The organism is Pseudomonas sp. 15A4, from assembly GCF_016925575.1.
GTDB lineage: Bacteria > Pseudomonadota > Gammaproteobacteria > Pseudomonadales > Pseudomonadaceae > Aquipseudomonas.
Genome location: NZ_CP068986.1, coordinates 4,609,817 through 4,629,809, shown reverse-complemented (window position 1 = coordinate 4,629,809; position 19,993 = coordinate 4,609,817). Strand labels below are relative to the sequence as shown.

Sequence of the window (19,993 nt, the reverse complement as noted above, 5' to 3'; positions counted from 1 at the left end):
GTGGGAGCGAGCTTGCTGGCGAAGGCTTAGTGTCCCTCCCCAGAAAAGTAGCTCGCTGTCCTGGCCTCTTCGTGAGCAAGCTCACTCCCACAGCTCCAGCGAACCGGCCGAAATCCCGAGGCGACCCACGTCATCTGGAAATAAAAACGCCCCGAATCAATCGGGGCGTTTTGTTTGCTTGAGCTTATGGCTTGAAGCTTGAAGCTTACTGCTCTCGACGATCAGCCGACCGCTGTCACGCCCTGAATCCGCGTCTGACCCTTGCGGAACAGCACGAGCGTGGCGATCAGGCCGAGCACTGCAGCGCCGCTTAGCCAGATGCCCGGTGCGGCTTTGTTGTCCAGCACGTGAATCAGGTACGTACAGGCCGCCGGCGTGAAACCGCCGAACGTCGCGGTCGCCAGGCTGTAAGCCAGGGAGAAGCCGGTGGTACGCACTTCGACCGGCATGATTTCGGTCAGTGAAACCACCATCGCGCCGTTGTACGAGCCGTACAGGAAAGACAACCACAGCTCGACCATCAGCAGGTTGCCGAAGCTCGGGTTGGCGGTCAGCCAGGACAGGGCAGGGTACGCCGTGATGATCGCCAGAATAGTCGCCGCCAGCAGCAGAGGCTTGCGGCCGATCCGGTCCGACAGTGCGCCCATCACCGGCAGCCAGATGAAGTTGGAAATACCCACGCAGACCGTTACCAGCAGGCTGTCCAGATCAGACAGGTGCAGCTCGTTTTTGCCGAACGTCGGTGTGTAAGCGGTAATCAGGTAAAACGACACGGTGGTCATGACCACCAGCGCCATGCCCGCGATGACCAGACCGAAGTTCTGACCGATTGACTTGACCACTTCGCCCAGGCTTGGGCGGTGGTGTTGGGCGCGGGCTTCGAACTCGGGGGTTTCTTCCAGCGAACGGCGAATCACGAAGATCGCCGGAACGATCAGGCAGCCGATCAGGAACGGCACACGCCAGCCCCATTGGCCCATGTCTTCGGGGCTCAGCCAGTGGTTAAGGCCAACACCCAAAAGACCGGCGAAAACCACTGCCGCCTGTTGGCTAGCCGACTGCCAGCTCACGAAGAAGCCCTTGCGGCCCGGCGTGGAAATCTCCGCCAGGTACACCGACACACCGCCCAGCTCAACCCCGGCCGAGAAGCCTTGCAGCAGACGCCCGATCAGCACCAGCAGCGGCGCGGCGACGCCCAAGGTCGCGTAGCCCGGCACGCAGGCGATCAATACCGTACCCATGGCCATCATCGCCAAGGTAATCACCAGACCTTTTTCCGGCCATGGTGGTCGATGTACGCGCCGAGGAAGATGGCACCCAGCGGGCGCATGAGGAAGCCGGCGCCGAAGGTGGCCAGCGACAGCATCAGCGATGCGAATTCACTGTCAGCGGGGAAGAAGGTTTTGGCGATAGCCGTGGCGTAGAAGCCATAGACCATGAAGTCAAACATTTCAAGGAAGTTGCCGCTGACAACGCGAAATATCGCCTTGCCTTTGCCTGGGGTCGAGGCCATCTGGAATTACTCACTTAAGCTGTCTAGCTGGGGGGATCCGTTGTATTTATGCGTCCTCTGCTGCGGCGCCCGAGCCTGGCCTCGCGTGCCGCAGATTTGTAACGATATGTGTAAAGCTGGCGGTTGGCAATCAGAACGCCCCGCCCATCGACCACGGACCCCCGCTGCGCCCGCGTGAAAACAATATTTATGTATCCCATCGATGGGCTCATTCCCGGTTTAACTCCTCGCAAATTCTCTCAGTGGCTGACAGGCCCCTGAGCGATCCTCAATCCATTGCACGAGTTAACTGGCCAATGAGCTCAACCCTTCATCTGATCGCTGGGGTTTCCCTGCGACCTACGCTGCATGACGTTGCAATCAAGCAGCTGCGTTCTGCACTGCAGCAACAATTCCCGAACGTTGAAATCGATCCCGAGATTTGCGTCATCACCCGAGCCGCCTCTGACGGCAGTCAGCGCGCGGAAACGCTGTTCAGAAATCTGCAACAGGCATTCCTGACGGGCAAGACGCCACGCTGGCGTTCCGGGGTTAACACACTGGTCATCGATCCCGCCGCTCAAGGCTCGACCCCGACGCCGATCGATTTTGATCAACTGAACATTCTGGTGGATACGGTTGCTCTGGAGCTGAACGAGCAGTTTCAGCAGGCGCTGGTGGATTTCTGGGGAACGCCGGCGGCAGAGGGACAAACCCCATGGGCACAGCTTGCCGATGCATTGAAGAAGGGCTATCTGAAGGCGCTGGACGACATACCGGGTTTGCAGGCTGACGAGGACGACTTTCTGCGTCCCATCGCGTCCTTTTCCGACCAGACCCAGCGCAATTTCATGCTGAGTATCAACGAGGCCCATCCGGACCCTGTCATTCGCGCCTGCATCCCTCAGGCGGTGGACGCTTCAAACCCGGTGTCAGGGCTGCCCGTGCTGGCGGCGACCGGTGTGTGGGGCGGCAAGGAGATGTTTTTCACTTGGCAGTCGCCGGGTGTCATCGTCAGGCATGGTTCGCTCGCTGATCTGATAGCCAGCCTCGGTAGGTCTCCGTCAGCCACCCAGCCCGAGGCCTGGACGCTGCGCGAGGTTGAGGGTGACCTGTTCAGTGCGCTGGCCCAGTCGATGCTGGCCCTCCAGCTGCAGCAGGTTGCCCGACTGGACCACGCCGACGCGGAGGATTTTGCCGAGCTCGATCGCCGTATGGCCGCTGCCACCGACATCACGCCTTTTCTGCTCCCCGTCGTTCCGGGCCTGGAAAGCCCCGAAACGCTTCCAGACTGGTTGCGCCAGGCCAGCGTCGCCGACCGCATGGATTTCAGCCGTCGAATGATTGCGTTGGCGGGCGCTACAGCGGGCGCAGAGAGCACGTTCAGCGAGGACATTCCGCCGTTGCTGGATTACGCCAGCCAGCAACTGCAGCGCGAAATGCTCGCCGATCACCCGGAGGCGGCGGATCTGCTGATCGCCGATCTGGACGTGGTTATCCGTAAAGTGGTTGCCGCCGCGATTCCCGGCGGTGGTCAGGTGTTCGCCTCGGGCCTGGTCGAACCGATACGCATGAGCCTCGCCGAGTTCGCCCTGGAAAACCTGTCCGGCGAGCCAGCCGGTGCGCTGCACATCGTGCACAGGGACGGCACCCCGGCGCCGGACTGGTTCAGCGCCGATTACCTGCGGCTGCTGGTGTGTCAGGTCGACATAGGGCGCCACTACCCGGCGCTGCTGAAACGGGCGCTGCTGACTGACCCCACACAGTCAGCCAAGCGTCGGGCGGCGTACATCGACCAGCTTCGCGCTCAACTGCCACTGCAGGCGCTGGTGCTGAAAATGCGTAGCGAGGGGCATTTTTGTGACAGCGCTTATCAGCGTGTTGCCGCCCTTGTTCAGCCGCCGGAGCGGCGCCCTTCAGCGCTGCGCAACACGACCCTGCGTCCGCTGGCCTTCCGGGCCACGGTTGGGGCGCAGGCAGATGAAGTCACCAATATGTTTGTGATCAGTGATCGCGATACGTCCAGGGGGCCGGTGGTGCTGTACCGACCGTTTTCCCCTCAGTCGCTGGTCGAATTTGAATCCTGGGCAGCCTTGCGCGCGGCTATCGTCAAACCCGGTGAGCTTCAGGACGAAGTGCTGACCTGGATGGCCGACCATGCACGCCAGGTGTATGCCAATGGCGGGTTTGATCAGCCCCATGTCGTGCGCTTCGGCCAGGGTTCTGACTTCGCGCCCCTCGAAATCCCGTCGCCTGCGCAGCTGGCGGTCGATGAAGCAGTGGGTGATCCACTGATTGCGCTGTTCAGGGCCAACGCGTCCGCGCTGATCCAGCTGGCGGAGAGGCAGTCCACCTCCAACGCCGAAAGCCGCTGGGCATTGCTCAAACGCGGCGGCTGGCTGGCGCTGGAGTCGGTCATGCCTTTCATTTCGGGCCCGGTCGGCCACGGGCTGTGGCTGGTGCAGTTCCTGAGCGAAGCCCAAGGAGCGCTGGCTGCAGACGGCACCGGCGGTGCACGGGAACGCACGGAATCCATGGGCAATGTGCTGCTGACCGTGGCGATGCTGTTGTTGCACAGCTCGCTGGGCGAGGGTGGCCGATCCGGTCGCCAGCACGCTGCCCAGTCCGTGCGCCCCAGTCTGGCGAATCTGCTCACGGGGGCATCGACGCCTTCGATCCCTTCCACCCCTATCATTCCAGTCCCTGCGCCTGATCCCGTTGTCATGCCGGCCAGCCTGAGGAGCCGGCTGGACTTCACGTGGTCGCGAGCCGATCTGAACCTGACCGCCCAGCAGACCCTCGCGCTACGGTCGTTCGAAATCCTCCCGCCGCCCGAGCTGCCTGAGCCTTCGAACGCCTTCGGCACGCAAGGTCTGTATGAGCGGGACGGCGCCTGGTATGCGCGCGTCGACAACGCCGTATTCATGGTTCGTGTCGGCGAGGGTGACGTGCAGATTGTTCATCCCCACAACCCCGAGCGCACCGGGCCCTGGCTGATGCGCAAGGGTGAGGCCTGGCGTCTGGACCTCGGTCTGCGGCTACGAGGCGGAGGCCCCAAGCGCAGCGCCCGGCAGCTGGCCCTGGAAAATGCTGCCCGGCTTAAACGCGTCAATGCCGAGAAGTCCGAGCTGCTCAAGCGCCAAAACGATCTGTACATCCGGATAGTGGAAAACGACAACCGTATCGATGCCATGCCGCTCGAACGGCACCATGAGGTCATTGCGCTGCTTGAGACAGACATCCGCGCGGTGATGGAGATCATCGACCGCAGGGACGAACTCGACCAATCGCTACGTCCTGCCGACCGCACCCCTGACAAAACCTATGCCAGGGACCTGCAAGGCATCGCCCGGCGGATCTGCCTGCTGGAGGGCGTGCTGCTGCGCGACATGCTGATTGTGGCCAGAGAAGAGGCAGCCCGAATGCGCGCGTTGTCCGGGGCGATCGCCGCCGAGAATGTCGGGATCTACCTGGGGGTTTTCGAGAAGTCACTGGTGTTGCAAGAGAGCGGGGTGCAATGGGCCCTGATCAGGGAGGGGCTGTGGCAGAGGCTGCGGGACGTGCCGAAAGTCGGTGAGGCCTACTGGCGCACGGAAGCGCTGGAGTTTTACAAGAGCCGGATGTACTCCCTGGTCGATTGGCGCGCCAGTCGAATGTGGTCGTCCCTGGAATTGTGTTTAAGTGCCGAGAGCATTCTGGATACCCGCAAAGCGGTGACGCTGAAGCGTCTGCTCAATGATGACCCTCTGCATGCCGCGCTGACGTCTCAGGCGGAATTGGAAAAACCGCACGATTACACAATTGCCGAACAGATCGATGTGCTCGAAAGCTCGCTGAGGCAGTATGACCGGGCCTCAATCGTCGCCCTGGCCGCGTTCGAGAGTGAGCCTGAGGTGGTCAATACGCCGCACTTTCACCGATTTTTCGAGGATCTGTCCGCGATTTCCGACCGTGCCGAGCACCGGCTTTCTGACCTGATACGCGAGAGCGAGGAGCCTGCCGAGACGCCTGCGGAATATGTCCCGAGGCTCAAGCAGACACGCAAGCGGGTAATCAAAACCCGAGGGCACCGCACGTTGATCGGCCGACTGCGTGAAGGCGACGAGCCTTCACTGGGTGAGGTCGTTGAGGTCAAGGCGGCCACCGGTGATCGGGTGGTTGGCGCGTACCACCAGCACGCGGAGGGGGAATGGGTCGAAATCGAGGAACAGCCACGCAAGCCGGGCAATCGCGACAGCATCGTTCCACTGGCAGAGCTCATGCGTCGAAGCCGCGCCCTGCTGGATCGTGTGGAGCCCGAGATTGCCAGCGCGGTGCGCCAGTCTCGCCGTGCCAATGAGCCCGAGGACATGGAAGACATCCTGGTGCAAAAGGCCGACAAATTAGGTGAGCTGGCGGAGAAGCTGCAGATTCATCTTGAAAATCCCCATGCGGTAGACGGCAAGGGTGAATCAGTTCAGCCCCTGCTGGACGAAATGCGTGTCGCCGAACAGCGATTTCGCGAGCAGGGACGTCAGCTGCGTATCGAGATGATAAAGCGCCAGCCGCCGACGGCCAGTCGCGTCAGTTATCTGGATCGACAACATGAGGTGCGCATTGCCCGTGTCGACGGCCGAAAAAACATGTCGGGCAGTCGTCGCAATGACTTCGTGCAGGAATATGCGATCCGCGACAAGGACGACCACCTGCTGTGGTGGGCGCATTTTCACTACGCCAGCGAGGACGCGGCGGCGAATGCCTTCACCGCCGCGCACCTTAAACTCCCGGAACAGCGTCTGATGGGTTACAGGGCCATGCTCAAGGCGGCCAAGGACAACAAGGAAGTGGTGAGCATTTATCGCAGCGCCATCGGCAAGGAACTGGCGCAACGTCTGTTTCTGCATCTGGCCGAGTGAATGCCTAGGGCCGCCGTAGAGACAGATGCCTGGGCGTGCGATTTTTTAGGAATCGTCACGCAAGGGATTTATCATCCGCAGCAATTCTCTAGTCGAGTGAGGTTTCCAGCACTCGACCTGCGGCATAGCAGAGAGGTCTGCCGAGGGACGCGACCAAGGGTTAATGGTCGTTTGCCCTCGGTGAGACTAGACTGCGCCGCGAGTTTCGATCCTTCATGCCGCCCGGGCGGCATGATTCAGCCGGAGACACCAGAGTGGTGTCTCGGCCAGTTCTGAGGAGTACGCATGGCTGTCTACAACTACGACGTGGTAGTGCTGGGTTCGGGCCCGGCGGGTGAGGGCGCGGCGATGAACGCTGCCAAGGCCGGGCGTAAGGTGGCAATGGTCGACAGTCGTCGGCAGGTCGGCGGCAACTGCACACACCTGGGCACGATCCCATCGAAGGCCCTGCGTCACTCGGTTAAACAGATCATCCAGTTCAACACCAACCCGATGTTCCGCGCCATCGGTGAGCCACGCTGGTTTTCCTTTCCGGACGTCCTGAAGAACGCCGAGAGGGTCATCAACAAGCAAGTCGCATCACGCACCGCTTACTACGCCCGCAACCGTGTCGACGTGTTCTTCGGCACCGGCAGCTTCGCCGACGAGCGCAGCATCGACGTGGTATGCAACACCGGCGTCGTGGAAAAACTGGTCGCCAACCAGATCATCATCGCCACCGGCTCGCGGCCTTATCGCCCAGCCGATATCGACTTCTCCCACAAGCGCATCTACGACAGCGACACCATCCTCAGTCTGGGTCACACCCCGCGCAAACTGATCATCTACGGCGCGGGGGTTATTGGTTGCGAATACGCGTCGATCTTCAGCGGTCTCGGTGTAGAAATCGAACTGATCGACAACCGTGACCAGTTGCTGAGCTTCCTCGACTCGGAAATCTCCCAAGGCCTGAGCTATCACTTCAGCAACAACAACGTGATGGTGCGCCACAACGAGGAATACGAGCGCGTTGAAGGGCTGGACAACGGGGTGATCCTTCACCTCAAGTCCGGCAAAAAGGTCAAGGCCGACGCCTTGCTGTGGTGTAACGGCCGTACCGGCAACACCGACAAGCTGGGTCTGGAAAACGTCGGCATCAAGGCCAACGGTCGCGGGCAGATCGATGTCGACGAAGCCTATCGCACCAGCCAGCCGAACATTTATGGCGCTGGCGACGTGATCGGCTGGCCGAGTCTGGCCAGCGCGGCCTATGACCAGGGTCGTTCGGCGTCGGGCAGTGCGGTCGACAACGGCGCGTGGCGCTTCGTCAACGACGTACCGACCGGGATCTACACCATCCCCGAGATCAGTTCCATCGGTCAGAACGAGCATGACCTGACCGTGGCCAAAGTCCCGTACGAAGTGGGCAAGGCGTTTTTCAAGAGCATGGCTCGCGCGCAAATTTCCAACGAGCCGGTTGGCATGCTGAAAATCCTGTTTCACCGGGAAACGCTGCAGATCCTCGGCGTGCACTGCTTCGGCGACCAGGCATCGGAGATCGTGCACATCGGTCAGGCGATCATGAACCAGCCCGGCGAGGCGAACACGATCAAGTACTTCGTCAACACCACGTTCAACTACCCGACCATGGCCGAGGCCTATCGGGTAGCGGCATATGACGGCCTGAACCGGCTTTTTTGAGCGGCTCCGGCCGGTGGCCTGAGCCGGCCGGGGAGACCGATTTCAGTACTTCCCAAGGGTGGCGCTGGCCAAACCGGGAAAGTCTGTAATCAGGCTGTCAACGCCGAAGTCGGCGAGTCTGCGCATGAGCGCGGGCTCGTTGACTGTCCACACCGACACATGCAGCCCTTGGTTCTGGGCTTTCTTCAAGCGCTCGGGCGTGCACAGCGTCCAGTTCAGCGCGAGTATTTCGCAGCCATACCCTTGAGCCACTTTCAGCGGGTCAAGCCAGGCGTATTCCGCCACCAGCCCTCGCGAAATATCCGGTGTCAGCTCCAGCGCCGCGCGCAGCACTTCCCGGGAACTCGACGTGATCGTCACTTTATCCAGCAGTCCGTGGCGCTGAGCCATTTCACGAATGGCCAGCACGGTGGTTGCCGCGCGGGTGCGTGACGCGCTTTTGACCTCAAGCTGCCAGTGATCGAAGGCGCATTTCTCGAACAGTTCTTCCAGTCGGGGAATGGGGCAGGGCTGCACCCAGCCGGGTCCGCCCTTGCGCGCGTCGTAGGTCATGAGATCGGCGGCGTCGTGCTCGACGACCTTGCCGCGGCGGTCGGTGGTGCGCTTGAGGGTCGGGTCATGGATCACCATCAGCTCGCCGTCGCGGGACAGGTGCAGATCCAGTTCGCAGCGTTTGACGCCGTGTTTGAGGCATTCCTGAAAGCTGGTCAGGGTGTTTTCCGGTGCTTCGCCCTTGGCGCCGCGGTGGCCGTAAATAATGGTCACAATCACTCCTTGGTACGCATGGCGCTGGAATAGGTCGGGCTGAAATAAGGGGTGCCGGGGTCAGGTTGGCTTGGTGTCGGGGTCTGCCTGCTCACGGGCCAGCCGCCGCTGCGCGGCTTGTCGTTGCAGGATGTGTCGGGCGAGCAATTGGCGCTGGGCGTCAGTGAGGTCGATCCACTCCGCGCCGACGTCAAAATCGCCGATGGTCAACGCATGACACTGCGTCACCCGGGCCCGCAGCATCATCCCCGACGCCTGGGGCATCAGCACCATCTTCACCGACAACAGGGTGCCGGGCTGGAAGGGTTGAGGGGTTTCGAATTGCAGGCCACCCTCGGACATGATCACGCGCTGCGGCGCGCCCAGCTTGCCCAGTGCGGTGTGCGCCACCACTTGGCCGAGCAAGTCGATGCGCTTGCTCATCGCTCGAAGGAAGCTGTTGGTAGTGCGGTCTCGATCATCCAGCTGGCGCAGCAGGTGCTGGGATTCAAACTCGGCGACGTGCAATTCGCTCAGCAGATCGAAGAGCGTGGACGTGTCGTGATGGCCAGGTTCCTCTCCCGTGCCAGTCTCGGCGATGCGGTTAATTTCCAGTGCGACGCTGTCCTCGATACGGTAGTATTCGCGGCGTTCTTCTTCATCTAGTGTCGGCATGGCGAACCCATGGTAGCGGCGGTTGTCAGAGTGATTGCTCAAAATCATAGCTCAGCTTTTCGAGCGTGATCCGGTGGTGATCCGAGTGTAAAGCCGCTTGCCCAGGCCCGCCACAAGGACGTTCCCATTCCTCCGAACAAGCCCCTAAATGTTCAGACCTCTCTTTGTATTCATCGGCACGCGCTACACCCGTGCAAAGCGCCGTAATCACTTTGTCTCCTTCATTTCCCTGACGTCGATGATCGGCCTCGCCCTGGGCGTGGTCGTGATGATCGTCGTGCTCTCGGTCATGAACGGCTTCGACCACGAGATGCGCACCCGCGTGCTGGGCATGGTGCCCCACGCTACCATCGAGTCCGGCGAGCCGATCAATGACTGGCAGGCCCTGGCCTCCCGGGTCAAACAGAACAAACAGGTCGAGGCCGTTGCGCCGTTCACTCAGATGCAAGGCCTGCTGACCAACAACGGCAATGTGCAGAAGATCCTGCTCAATGCCATCGACCCGGCGCAGGAGCGCAAGGTGTCGATCATCGACGGTTTCATGAAGCAGGGCAGCCTTGACGACCTGGTCGCGGGCGGCTTTGGCGTGGTGATCGGCGACAAGGCCGCGACCAAGCTCGGTGTCGGCATGGGCGACAAAGTCACGTTCGTGTCCCCCGAAGTCACCGTGACCCCTGCCGGCATGTTCCCGCGCATGAAGCGCTTTACCGTGGTCGGCATCTTTCATGTCGGCGCCGGCGAGCTGGACGGCTACCTGGGCGTCACCAATCTGCAGGACCTGGCGCGGCTGCACCGCTGGAAGCCGGATCAGGTGCAGGGCTTGCGTCTGAAATTCACCGATCTGTTCAAGGCGCCACGCACGGCGTACGACATCGCCCAGAACCTCGGCGAGCACCAGTATTACTCCCGCGACTGGACCCGCACTCACGGCAACCTGTATCAGGCGATCGGCATGGAGAAATCCATCATCGGCCTGTTGCTGTTGCTGATCGTGGCGGTCGCGGCGTTCAACATCATTTCCACGCTGGTGATGGTGGTCAACGACAAGCGCGGTGATATCGCCATTCTGCGTACCCTGGGCGCGACCCCGGGCCAGATCATGGCGATCTTCATGGTCCAGGGCACGGTCATCGGTGTGGTCGGGACGTTGATCGGCGCCGGTGTCGGCATTCTTGCGGCACTCAACGTCAGTTCGGCGATTTCGGCGCTGGAAGGTCTGATCGGTCACAAGTTTCTCAACGCGGATGTCTACTTCATCGACTATCTGCCTTCGCAATTGATGGCCCAGGACGTGCTGCTCGTATGCGGCGCGGCGCTGGTCCTGAGTTTTCTCGCCACCCTGTATCCAGCCTGGCGTGCTGCGCGCACCCAGCCGGCGGAGGCGCTACGTTATGAGTGAGTCGGGCATGAGTGATAAAGCTGTACTGAGCTGCCGCAACCTGGGCAAATCCTACGAGGAAGGTCCGGAATCCGTGGTCGTCCTCTCGGGCCTGCAACTGGAGTTGCACCCGGGCGAACGCGTAGCGATCGTCGGCAGCTCGGGCTCGGGCAAAAGTACCTTGCTCAACCTGCTTGGCGGCCTCGACACGCCCACCGAAGGCAGTGTCTGGCTGGCGGGCGAAGAGCTTTCGGCGCTCAACGAGAAGGCCCGCGGTCTGCTGCGCAACCGTGCCCTTGGCTTCGTCTATCAGTTCCACCACTTGCTGCCCGAGTTCACCGCGCTGGAAAACGTCTGCATGCCATTGCTGATCGGCAAGACGCCGATTCCGGAAGCCCGTCAGCGTGCAACCGCGCTGCTGGAGCGGGTAGGGCTCAAGCATCGACTGGCGCACAAGCCGTCGGAGCTGTCCGGCGGCGAACGTCAACGGGTGGCGATCGCCCGAGCGCTGGTCAACCAGCCGGGTCTGGTCATGCTCGACGAGCCCACTGGCAACCTTGACTCTCACACGGCGCAAGGAATTCAGGACCTGATGCTCGAGCTGAGCACGTCGTCGCGCACTGCGTTTCTGGTGGTGACCCACGACATGACGCTGGCCCGGCAGATGGACCGCGTGTGGCGTCTTGAAGAAGGCCGTCTGGTCGAAGCCTGACCCGTACGACCGGTGTCTTCAGGGCATCGGCTTTTTACTTTTAGCTGCTTAGTTACGGTGCTCCACGAATGTTCAGACCGTTATCCATCTTTATCGGTACGCGCTACACGCGGGCCAAGCGTCGCAACCACTTCATCTCGTTCATTTCCATGACCTCGATGATCGGGCTGGCGCTGGGCGTGCTCGCGATGATCGTGGTGCTGTCCGTGATGAACGGTTTCCAGCAGGAAATGAGTTCGCGGATCCTCGGCATGGTCCCCCATGCGGTGATCTCTGGCGTCAAGCCGCTCGACGACTGGCAGCCGGCGGCCAGGGCATCGCTGAAAGATCCACAGGTCACGGCCGCCGTGCCATTCACTGAAATGGACGGCATGCTGTCGTATAAGGGCTCGATGCAGCCGATACAGATTAACGGCGTCGATCCGGCCCTGGAATCCAAGGTCTCCATCGTGACCCAGCACATCGTGCAGGGCCGCCTGCAGGACTTGAAGGCGGGTGAATTTGGTGTGGTGATCGGCGAAATCACCGCCCGGCGCTTTCGTCTGAACGTCGGCGATAAACTGACGCTGATCGTTCCGGAAATCAGCAGTGCCCCCGGTGGCATCACCCCACGCCTGCAGCGCTTGACGGTGGTGGGCGTGTTCAAGGTCGGTGCCGAACTGGACGGTTCAATGGCGCTGGTCAACGTCGCCGATGCCGCCGTCATCCAGCGCTGGCAGCCCAATCAAGTGCAGGGCGTGCGGCTGGCGCTGACGGATTTGTACGCCGCGCCGCAGGTTTCAACGGCCATTGCCGCCGGACTCGGTGCGGACTACAAGGCGGATGACTGGACCCACACGCAGGGCAGCCTGTTCAGCGCGATGAAGATGGAAAAGACCATGATCGGCCTTCTGCTGCTGATGATTGTCGCCGTGGCGGCGTTCAACATCATCGCCACGCTGATCATGGTGGTGAATGACAAGGGCGCCGACATCGCCATCCTGCGCACCATCGGCGCCACCCCGAGCCAGATCATGACCATCTTCATGGTGCAGGGCACCGTTATCGGCGTCGTTGGCACCGTGATCGGCGGCGTGCTGGGGGTGGTCGCTGCGATCAACGTCAGTCAGATCGTCGGCTGGGTCGAGCGCGTAACAGGCCAGCACATTTTCACCTCGGACGTTTATTTCATCAGCAATCTTCCGTCGAAGCTCGAAGGCAGCGATGTGGCGCTGATCTGCAGTGCCGGCTTTATCCTCAGCTTTCTGGCAACGATTTACCCGGCTTACCGCGCCGCGCAGATCCAGCCGGCCCACGCCTTGCGTTACGAGTAGCAGATGGATCAGGGGCCGACGCGCAGTGGGGAGTACGGCCCGGAGCACGACACCGCGGCCATGAAGCACGACGATTCCACTAGCGGGCTGTGCAAGCCGGGCATGGTCGGCGAGGTGGCGATCAGTCAGTAAACGCTGAAAACCCTGAGCGAACCCGATAAACTTCGCGGCCTTGGTTTTAACAGCCGCTTTTTTCAGGTCCAGGTCCCGCCATGCATCCCGCAGCCGAACACTCGCCGCTGGGCAAGTCCAGCGAATACATCGCCACGTACACCCCGTCTCTGCTGTTCCCTATTCCACGCGCTGCCAAGTGGGCGGAACTGGGACTGACCGCCGAGACCCTGCCTTATCAGGGTGTCGATTTCTGGAATTGCTACGAGTTGTCCTGGCTGCTGCCGTCGGGCAAGCCGGTGGTGGCCATTGGTGAGTTCAGCATCGCGGCGGACTCGGCCAATATCATCGAATCCAAGTCGTTCAAGCTCTACCTGAACTCGCTCAATCAGACCGCCTTTGCGTCTGAAGCCGAGCTGATCGCCACACTGGAAAAGGACCTGTCGGCGGCGGCTGGCAAGCCGGTTGGCGTCCGCATTCGCAGCCTGAAGGACATCGAGGCCGAGGGAATTGTTTCGGTGCCGGGTGTGTGCGTCGATGACCTCGACGTGACTATTTCAAGCTACGACCGCCCTCAACCCGAACTGCTGCGCTGCGATGAGTCGCGGGTGGTGGACGATGCGCTGCACAGCCATCTGCTCAAATCCAACTGCCCGGTGACGAGCCAGCCGGACTGGGGCAGCGTGGCGGTTGAATACCGTGGCGCGGCGCTGGATCACGCCAGTTTTCTGGCCTACATCGTCAGCTTCCGCCAGCATTCTGATTTCCATGAGCAGTGCGTGGAACGCATCTTCATGGACCTGCAGCGTTTGCTGAAGCCGGAGAAGCTGACGGTGTATGCGCGTTACGTGCGCCGCGGCGGGCTGGACATCAACCCCTACCGCAGCACGGAAGCGCTGACACTGGAAAACGTGCGTCTCGCGCGGCAATAAGGCGTTGCTGCCCCATTTGTAGGAGTCGGCTTGCTGGCGAACCCGAATGTTCAGACGATAGGGGTGACTGACGCACTGCGTTAGCCAGCAAGCCGGCTTTCAGAATCGAGCCGGCTGCTTCAATGAGGTGGGCCAGCAGACGCCTGAATCAGATCCCCATGCTGCCCAGCGTTACCAGGACATTGCGCAGCGTACCGGCGATGGTCGGGTGATCGACCTCAAAACGCTCGACCGCCAGGTTGACGCCATCGGCAATGCTCGGGTCTTGGGAGACGGTCTCGAGTTCGATCTGCGCCTGGATCTGCTCCATGACCTCGGTCAGGTTCGAGCGATCCTCTGCGGTCAGATCAGGATTATGCTCCAGCTGCTGGTTCAGGCTGTCGAGTTGTAGTTGCAAGTCACTGACGGACATGGGGTCTTCCTTAATCTGATTGGTCTCACGATGGACCGCAATACGCAGGCAAAGGTCCTTTACCGCCCTAGACTAATCCACTCCAGGCCACTGTGCATGACCTCAGTCAGCTCAAGGCTTCTCCGACTTCTGCCGGCGCAGAGTGATATCCGCCAGGCACGACTCCAGCTCGCCCAAGTGATCAATGACTGAATGTGCGCCGGCCGCATACAGCTCGAGGGTGGCTCGGCCGCGACGGCGCTCGCGATCCAGATCGCTCAATGCCTCCCATTGCTCAGGCGACACACCGCACAGCGGGCCGCAAGACGCCAGCCCGACCGTCCACAGCCCTGCGTTGATGCCCGCCATGACCAGACGCGGATCGCCGCTCACCAATACGCAGCCGTCCAGTTGCTTCACGCCAAGGGTCATCAGCGCTTGCCAGCACGCATCAGGTGCAGGCCAACGGTGGGTCGGCGCGGGAGTGGGCAGAATCAGATTGCCGAGCGGTGCAGCCAGCTGATCGGTAATCGAGGAGGGGTATTCATCGAGCCAGGCGCAGGGAATGCCGTGCTGTTTGAGATGCTTCAGGGCGTTGATTGCACCTGGCGCGAGCGCTGCGAATGGCTGGGCGTCCCGGGAAGCCAGTGACCTGCCATCGCTGCCCAGCAGCGTGCGCGCCTGGGCGCCGAAGTCGACAAGGCAACCGCTCAGTCCGAACAAAACGGCAGTGAACGACGGTGCAGCGACGGCGACCGGGGCGAGCATGGCATTCCCTCTCAAAGCCGTTGACGCTAAGGGATTGCCATGACAAATCGATGACCGAACGATGACAGTGGTTCCAGATGTTTAAGGCCCTACAAAACACCCACCATTTCAGCGACGTAAATAGTCACAGAACGCTTTATACTCCCGCCTTTGGTTTGGGGCGTAGCGCCCGCTTGATTACTTTGACTGGGAGTCTCAGCTATGCCCGAGAACGGTGCTGGCTTTATCAATCGTCTGGTTCGAACGTGCGTGTGGGCCAGTCTGGCCGTGGCGCCGATGGCTGCAAATGCGGCGGACGAAGATCCGTGGGAAGGCGTCAACCGTGCGATTTTCCGTTTCAATGACACCGTCGACACCTACGCGCTGAAACCCATCGCCCAGGGCTATGAGTTCATCACGCCGCAGTTCCTTGAAGACGGCATCCACAACATGTTCAAAAACGTCGGCGAAGTCACCAACCTTGCCAACGATGTGCTTCAGGTCAAACCTGAAGCCGCGGGCGTCGATACCGCACGCCTGATCTTCAATACCACCTTTGGCCTGCTGGGCTTCTTCGATGTCGGCACCAAGATGGGCCTGCAACGCAACGACGAAGATTTCGGCCAGACCCTCGGTCATTGGGGCGTTCCAAGCGGCCCGTTCGTGATGCTGCCGCTATTTGGTCCGAGCACCGTGCGTGACACATTCGCCAAATACCCGGACACCTACACCCAGCCTTGGCGTTACATCGATCACGTCCCGACGCGTAACACTGCGCTGGCCGTGAGCGTTGTCGACACCCGGGCCAGCCTGCTCTCAGCCGAAAAGCTGATCAATGGCGACAAGTACATCTTCATCCGCAACGCTTACCTGCAAAACCGCGAGTTCAAAGTCAAAGACGGCAAAGTCGTCGACGACTTCTGATCCCGCCGCGCTGGAAAGCGACGCAAAAAAGGCGACCTGAGGGTCGCCTTTTTATTTTCGCTATTTTTCGAAAATGTGATGGAGTTCCGGACTGACGTCACTTCATCGCGAGGATCGTCAGCCCCAGTTTTTGCTCGCCGCCCTCGATGTCGGCAATCCACACCACCTCGGTGTCGGCCTCCAGGCCCTTGAGCGCGGCATGCTCGGAATCAATCGTCACGCTGATCTTGTCGCCCACCTGGAACGAGCGGGGCGCTTGTATCTGCATGCCAGAGCTGGATAAATCCACGCAGACGGCCGGGATAATCTGGCCGGCGTAGATCAGGCTGATGTCCGCATCGACCCGCATGCGAATGTAATCTCGTTTTTCTTCGTAATCGCGATCGAGCTGGCCCATGACGCATCCTTCGTTTTGATTGCTGATTTAACGGTTCTTATAACTCCGGGCGATTTGCGATGTAAAGACGCCGTTCGGCAGCGGGGCCGCGCTTGAAACGCCAGGCGGATGGGAGTACCGTCTGCGCCTTGAAGGGCAGCTCTGTCATGTGAAGCGTTTGACCAAAAGTCCGCTACCTGAGCCAGAGAGGCTAGAAGCGAATCCAGTACGCGGGCTGACTGCAACCAGCCGCCTACGCCAACCTAATCTGGCGCCGTTTGCCCACATGCAAAAAACCAGTGCCACGCTGCTGATCATCGATGACGACGAAGTCGTGCGCGCGAGTCTCGCGGCCTATTTGGAAGACAGCGGGTTCAGTGTTCTGCAAGCCGGTAATGGCCTGCAGGGTCTACAGACTTTCGAGCGGGAAAAGCCCGATCTGCTGATCTGCGACCTGCGCATGCCGCAGGTGGGCGGTCTCGAGCTGATCCGTCAGGTCACCAGTCTTGCGCCGGAAACGCCGGTCATCGTGGTGTCTGGCGCGGGTGTGATGAGTGATGCCGTCGAAGCACTGCGCCTTGGCGCTGCCGATTACCTGATCAAACCCCTCGAAGACCTTGCAGTGCTTGAGCACTCGGTCCGACGAGCGCTGGACCGGGCGCGTCTGCTCCACGAAAACCAGGAATACCGGCAGAAGCTGGAGACCGCCAATCGCGAGCTCGAGGCCAGCCTGCACTTGCTGCAGGAAGACCAGGATGCGGGCCGTCAGGTGCAGATGAACATGCTGCCCATCAGCCCCTGGGCCATCGACGCGTTCGAATTCGAACATGAGATCATCCCGTCGCTGTACCTGTCGGGCGATTTCGTTGATTATTTTCGGGTCGATGAGCGACGCGTCGCCTTTTACCTCGCGGACGTGTCCGGTCATGGCGCGTCGTCTGCGTTCATCACCGTGCTGTTGAAATTCATGACCACGCGCCTGCTGTTTGAATCCAAGCGAGGCGGCAGTCTGCCGGAGTTCAAGCCGTCAGATGTGCTGGGCCACATCAATCGCGGGCTGATCAGCTGCAAGCTGGGCAAGCACGTGACCATGGTGGGTGGCGTGATCGACGAGGTTACCGGGCAACTGACGTACAGCGTCGGCGGCCATTTGCCGCTGCCGGTGTTCTACACGCCGGGGGACACGCATTACCTTGAAGGCCGTGGTCTGCCTGTCGGGCTGTTCAATGAAGCGACTTACACGGATCACGTTATCGATCTGCCTGCGTCCTTTAGTCTCACCCTGCTGTCCGACGGCATTCTGGACCTTCTGCCAGGTGATACACTCAAAGAGAAAGAAGCCAACTTGCCCGAACTGGTCAAGGCGGCGGGGGCAGCCTGGATGGTCTGCGCCAGACGTTTGGATTGGCCACGCTAGGGGAGATGCCGGATGATATCGCCTTGTTAGTGTTGAGCAGGAACCTTTAATGAGTACCGGTAGAATCCAGTTCGCCGAGCAAGACGGCACATTCGTCCTCAAGTTTGTGGGTGAAGTGCGTCTGACGCTGTGCTCGGCGTTGGATGCGACAATTGAGCGGATCTTCACCTCGATGAATTTCTCGACGGTGGTCATCGATCTGACCGAAACCCGCAGCATCGACAGCACAACCCTGGGTCTGCTGGCCAAGCTGTCGATCCTCTCGCGCCAGAAGGCCGGGTTGTTGCCGACGGTCGTCACCACCCATGAAGACATCACGCGGCTGCTGCAGTCCATGGGCTTCGATCAGGTCTTCAACATCGTCGGGCGTCCTGTTCCGCGTCCCGAGGCCTTGAGCGATCTGCCGACCCAGGATCAGTGCGAAGACGTGGTGAAGGCCAAGGTGCTTGAGGCCCACAAGATCCTCATGGGCTTGAACGACTCGAACCGCGAAGCCTTCCGTGACCTGGTCAACGCACTCGAGCACCAGTAGTAGCGTCAGCAATAGCGCCAGTCACACGCTGCGGTCCTGAACCGAGGCATAAAAAGGGCGGCCCCTGTGAGGAGGCCGCCCTTTTTACATGCCTGACGCTTTAGGCTTTGGCCGACAGCATCTTTTCCAGTGCAACCTGGTCACGGGCGAACTGACGAATGCCTTCGGCCAGTTTCTCGGTGGCCATGGCGTCTTCGTTGGAAGCCCAGCGGAACTGGCTTTCGTTGAGAGTCACGCGCGGCTCGCCGCCATTGCCTGGCTTGAGTTTCTGCTCAAGTGTGCCGTTGTCTTCCGACAGCTTATGCAGCAGGTCAGGGCTGATGGTCAGACGATCGCAGCCGGCCAGTTCTTCAATCTGGCTGAGGTTACGGAAGCTGGCGCCCATGACCACGGTCTTGTAGTCGTTAGCCTTGTAGTAGTTGTAGATGCGGGTCACCGACTGCACGCCCGGATCTTCGGCACCGACGTAGTCTTTGCCTTCGGCCTTCTTGTACCAGTCGTAGATGCGGCCCACGAATGGCGAGATCAGGAACACGCCCGCGTCGGCGCAGGCCTGGGCCTGAGCGAAAGAGAACAGCAGGGTCAGGTTGCACTGGATGCCTTTCTTTTCCAGCACTTCAGCGGCCTTGATGCCTTCCCAGGTCGACGCCAGCTTGATCAGGATGCGGTCGCGGCCGATGCCGAAATCTTCGTACAAACCAACAATGCGGTCGGCGCGTTCGATGCAGGCCTGGGTGTCGAACGACAGGCGTGCGTCCACTTCAGTGGAAACGCGGCCCGGGACCACTTTCAGAATTTCACGGCCGATGGCGACGGCGAAACGGTCGCTGGCGACGTTGATGTCGTTGTTGCTGCCGGTGAACGCCTCTTTCAACCGGTCGCTGTTGCTGTCGCTGGAAGCGGCCTTGAGCAAGAGGGAAGGGTTGGTGGTGGCGTCGACGGGCTTGAGTTTTTCGATGGCAGCGAAATCGCCGGTGTCGGCAACGACGGTGGTGAATTGCTTGAGTTGTTCCAGCTTGGAAGTCATGAGCGTGCTCTGTCCTGTGGTTGTGCTGACATTACCCGAGCGCCGCCGGTCACTCAAGGGCGTAAACCGCGACACACGCACCGGTTTAGACGCCTGCGTTTGCGCAAACGGCGTGCCTGCGTGTCAGCCATGATCCGGGCGATGCGCGCTTTTAAAAGAGCGGCGCGGGGGCATGGTCTGTCGGTTCCCGAGGAAGGCGGATACTCGATCCAGACTGGTTGGAGCCCGGACCGGCCGGGATGTTCCCGGGCGCTGACATCTTATCCGCCGACGGTCTGCGACGGCCCCACAGGCATATGCCCGATACGGGAATCCGCGCGCAGTGGTGTGGCCACAATCAACGAGCGGGCGTCTCGCCGCAGTCGCTGTCGACTGATTTGATCAGCGTGGTCCGATCGAAGACTTCCAGATGAACCTGACACGTCGCCTCGGCCGGGAGGCTCAAGCTCACGCTGTTCGCCGCGATCCCGCTCTGCAGATCGCCTTGCTGGTCGATGGCCGTCGTGCCCTGGGCGCTGGTCTGCCTGACGGTCATTCGGTAGTGCAGCGTCAGCGGCGCAGGATTTTCGAGGTGCGGGCGGATCACCGCCGTCGAGCCGCTGCGCTGAGCGTCAACCGTCACAACGAGCTGCGTGAAGTCCATCATC

Annotated in this window: 16 protein-coding genes and 2 pseudogenes; 10 read left to right on the top strand and 8 right to left on the bottom strand. The window is 60.9% G+C overall.

The window, feature by feature from the left end; genetic code table 11:
* Positions 1 to 221: 221 nt before the first annotated feature.
* Positions 222 to 1,513: pseudogene (locus tag JN403_RS20510) on the bottom strand (MFS transporter).
* A 296-nt stretch (positions 1,514 to 1,809) separates the two neighbouring features.
* Between JN403_RS20510 and JN403_RS20505 the strand changes: the two are divergent.
* Entirely contained in the window at positions 1,810 to 6,387 is a 4,578-nt protein-coding gene (locus tag JN403_RS20505; RefSeq protein WP_205484055.1) for a DUF6543 domain-containing protein, read from the top strand.
* Positions 6,388 to 6,672: 285 nt separating this feature from the next.
* Positions 6,673 to 8,067, top strand: a complete 1,395-nt coding sequence (gene sthA, locus JN403_RS20500; protein WP_205484054.1) for a Si-specific NAD(P)(+) transhydrogenase — start codon at positions 6,673 to 6,675, stop codon at positions 8,065 to 8,067.
* Between the two features lie 42 nt (positions 8,068 to 8,109).
* On the opposite strand, the gene JN403_RS20495 is transcribed toward sthA, so the two are convergent.
* Together JN403_RS20495 and JN403_RS20490 are read right to left on the bottom strand one after the other, a co-directional pair.
* Complete coding sequence (locus JN403_RS20495) at positions 8,110 to 8,832, bottom strand: glycerophosphodiester phosphodiesterase family protein (protein ID WP_122538031.1); 723 nt, start codon at positions 8,830 to 8,832, stop codon at positions 8,110 to 8,112.
* 60 nt (positions 8,833 to 8,892) lie between these two features.
* Positions 8,893 to 9,486, bottom strand: coding sequence for a PilZ domain-containing protein (locus JN403_RS20490; RefSeq protein WP_205484053.1), 594 nt, complete (start codon positions 9,484 to 9,486; stop codon positions 8,893 to 8,895).
* Positions 9,487 to 9,634: 148 nt separating this feature from the next.
* Between JN403_RS20490 and JN403_RS20485 the strand changes: the two genes are divergently transcribed.
* The 5 genes from JN403_RS20485 (at position 9,635) to queF (ending at position 13,932) form a co-directional block, all read left to right on the top strand.
* Positions 9,635 to 10,885, top strand: coding sequence for a lipoprotein-releasing ABC transporter permease subunit (locus JN403_RS20485; RefSeq protein ID WP_122538033.1), 1,251 nt, complete (start codon positions 9,635 to 9,637; stop codon positions 10,883 to 10,885).
* 7 nt (positions 10,886 to 10,892) lie between these two features.
* Positions 10,893 to 11,576, top strand: a complete 684-nt coding sequence (lolD, locus tag JN403_RS20480) for a lipoprotein-releasing ABC transporter ATP-binding protein LolD (protein WP_163022143.1) — start codon at positions 10,893 to 10,895, stop codon at positions 11,574 to 11,576.
* Between the two features lie 68 nt (positions 11,577 to 11,644).
* A complete protein-coding gene (locus JN403_RS20475) occupies positions 11,645 to 12,889 on the top strand; it encodes a lipoprotein-releasing ABC transporter permease subunit (protein ID WP_205484052.1) in 1,245 nt (414 codons plus the stop codon).
* Between the two features lie 3 nt (positions 12,890 to 12,892).
* Entirely contained in the window at positions 12,893 to 13,021 is a 129-nt protein-coding gene (locus tag JN403_RS25820) for a hypothetical protein (RefSeq protein WP_275900168.1), read from the top strand.
* Between the two features lie 80 nt (positions 13,022 to 13,101).
* Positions 13,102 to 13,932: an NADPH-dependent 7-cyano-7-deazaguanine reductase QueF gene (queF, locus tag JN403_RS20470; protein ID WP_205484051.1), complete on the top strand. Its 831-nt coding sequence runs from the start codon at positions 13,102 to 13,104 to the stop codon at positions 13,930 to 13,932.
* A 148-nt stretch (positions 13,933 to 14,080) separates the two neighbouring features.
* Here queF and JN403_RS20465 read toward each other — a convergent pair whose 3' ends face one another.
* On the bottom strand, positions 14,081 to 14,344 hold the full coding sequence (locus JN403_RS20465) for a DUF4404 family protein (protein WP_122538041.1): 264 nt from the start codon (positions 14,342 to 14,344) through the stop codon (positions 14,081 to 14,083).
* Positions 14,345 to 14,455: 111 nt separating this feature from the next.
* On the bottom strand, positions 14,456 to 15,091 hold the full coding sequence (locus JN403_RS20460; protein WP_205484050.1) for an HAD family phosphatase: 636 nt from the start codon (positions 15,089 to 15,091) through the stop codon (positions 14,456 to 14,458).
* 201 nt (positions 15,092 to 15,292) lie between these two features.
* Between JN403_RS20460 and JN403_RS20455 the strand changes: the two genes are divergently transcribed.
* Positions 15,293 to 15,994 carry a VacJ family lipoprotein gene (locus JN403_RS20455; RefSeq protein WP_122624662.1) on the top strand — a complete coding sequence of 234 codons (702 nt, stop codon included), beginning with the start codon at positions 15,293 to 15,295 and terminating at the stop codon, positions 15,992 to 15,994.
* A 97-nt stretch (positions 15,995 to 16,091) separates the two neighbouring features.
* Here JN403_RS20455 and JN403_RS20450 read toward each other — a convergent pair whose 3' ends face one another.
* Complete coding sequence (locus tag JN403_RS20450) at positions 16,092 to 16,391, bottom strand: PilZ domain-containing protein (protein ID WP_122538047.1); 300 nt, start codon at positions 16,389 to 16,391, stop codon at positions 16,092 to 16,094.
* Positions 16,392 to 16,656: 265 nt separating this feature from the next.
* Between JN403_RS20450 and rssB the strand changes: the two are divergent.
* Positions 16,657 to 17,837, top strand: a pseudogene (gene rssB, locus JN403_RS20445) (two-component system response regulator RssB).
* Positions 17,837 to 18,319, top strand: a complete 483-nt coding sequence (rssC, locus tag JN403_RS20440; protein ID WP_122538051.1) for an anti-sigma factor antagonist RssC — start codon at positions 17,837 to 17,839, stop codon at positions 18,317 to 18,319. The pseudogene rssB and the gene rssC overlap by 1 nt, the downstream one beginning before the upstream one ends.
* A 100-nt stretch (positions 18,320 to 18,419) precedes the next feature.
* On the opposite strand, the gene tal is transcribed toward rssC, so the two are convergent.
* Both tal and JN403_RS20430 read right to left on the bottom strand, forming a co-directional pair.
* Positions 18,420 to 19,346 carry a transaldolase gene (gene tal, locus JN403_RS20435; protein WP_122538053.1) on the bottom strand — a complete coding sequence of 309 codons (927 nt, stop codon included), beginning with the start codon at positions 19,344 to 19,346 and terminating at the stop codon, positions 18,420 to 18,422.
* Between the two features lie 337 nt (positions 19,347 to 19,683).
* On the bottom strand, positions 19,684 to 19,992 hold the full coding sequence (locus JN403_RS20430) for a hypothetical protein (RefSeq protein ID WP_205484049.1): 309 nt from the start codon (positions 19,990 to 19,992) through the stop codon (positions 19,684 to 19,686).
* Between the last annotated feature and the right edge of the window lies 1 nt (position 19,993).

Coding starts and splice junctions, on each gene's coding strand:
- JN403_RS25820 (WP_275900168.1), top strand. CDS start 12,893: ATGGATCAGGGGCCGACGCGCAGTGGGGAGTACGGCCCGGAGCACGAC.
- queF (WP_205484051.1), top strand. CDS start 13,102: ATGCATCCCGCAGCCGAACACTCGCCGCTGGGCAAGTCCAGCGAATAC.
- rssC (WP_122538051.1), top strand. CDS start 17,837: ATGAGTACCGGTAGAATCCAGTTCGCCGAGCAAGACGGCACATTCGTC.
- JN403_RS20430 (WP_205484049.1), bottom strand. CDS start 19,992: ATGATGGACTTCACGCAGCTCGTTGTGACGGTTGACGCTCAGCGCAGC.
- JN403_RS20450 (WP_122538047.1), bottom strand. CDS start 16,391: ATGGGCCAGCTCGATCGCGATTACGAAGAAAAACGAGATTACATTCGC.
- sthA (WP_205484054.1), top strand. CDS start 6,673: ATGGCTGTCTACAACTACGACGTGGTAGTGCTGGGTTCGGGCCCGGCG.
- JN403_RS20505 (WP_205484055.1), top strand. CDS start 1,810: ATGAGCTCAACCCTTCATCTGATCGCTGGGGTTTCCCTGCGACCTACG.
- lolD (WP_163022143.1), top strand. CDS start 10,893: ATGAGTGATAAAGCTGTACTGAGCTGCCGCAACCTGGGCAAATCCTAC.
- JN403_RS20465 (WP_122538041.1), bottom strand. CDS start 14,344: ATGTCCGTCAGTGACTTGCAACTACAACTCGACAGCCTGAACCAGCAG.
- tal (WP_122538053.1), bottom strand. CDS start 19,346: ATGACTTCCAAGCTGGAACAACTCAAGCAATTCACCACCGTCGTTGCC.
- JN403_RS20455 (WP_122624662.1), top strand. CDS start 15,293: ATGCCCGAGAACGGTGCTGGCTTTATCAATCGTCTGGTTCGAACGTGC.
- JN403_RS20475 (WP_205484052.1), top strand. CDS start 11,645: ATGTTCAGACCGTTATCCATCTTTATCGGTACGCGCTACACGCGGGCC.
- JN403_RS20485 (WP_122538033.1), top strand. CDS start 9,635: ATGTTCAGACCTCTCTTTGTATTCATCGGCACGCGCTACACCCGTGCA.
- JN403_RS20460 (WP_205484050.1), bottom strand. CDS start 15,091: ATGCTCGCCCCGGTCGCCGTCGCTGCACCGTCGTTCACTGCCGTTTTG.
- JN403_RS20490 (WP_205484053.1), bottom strand. CDS start 9,486: ATGCCGACACTAGATGAAGAAGAACGCCGCGAATACTACCGTATCGAG.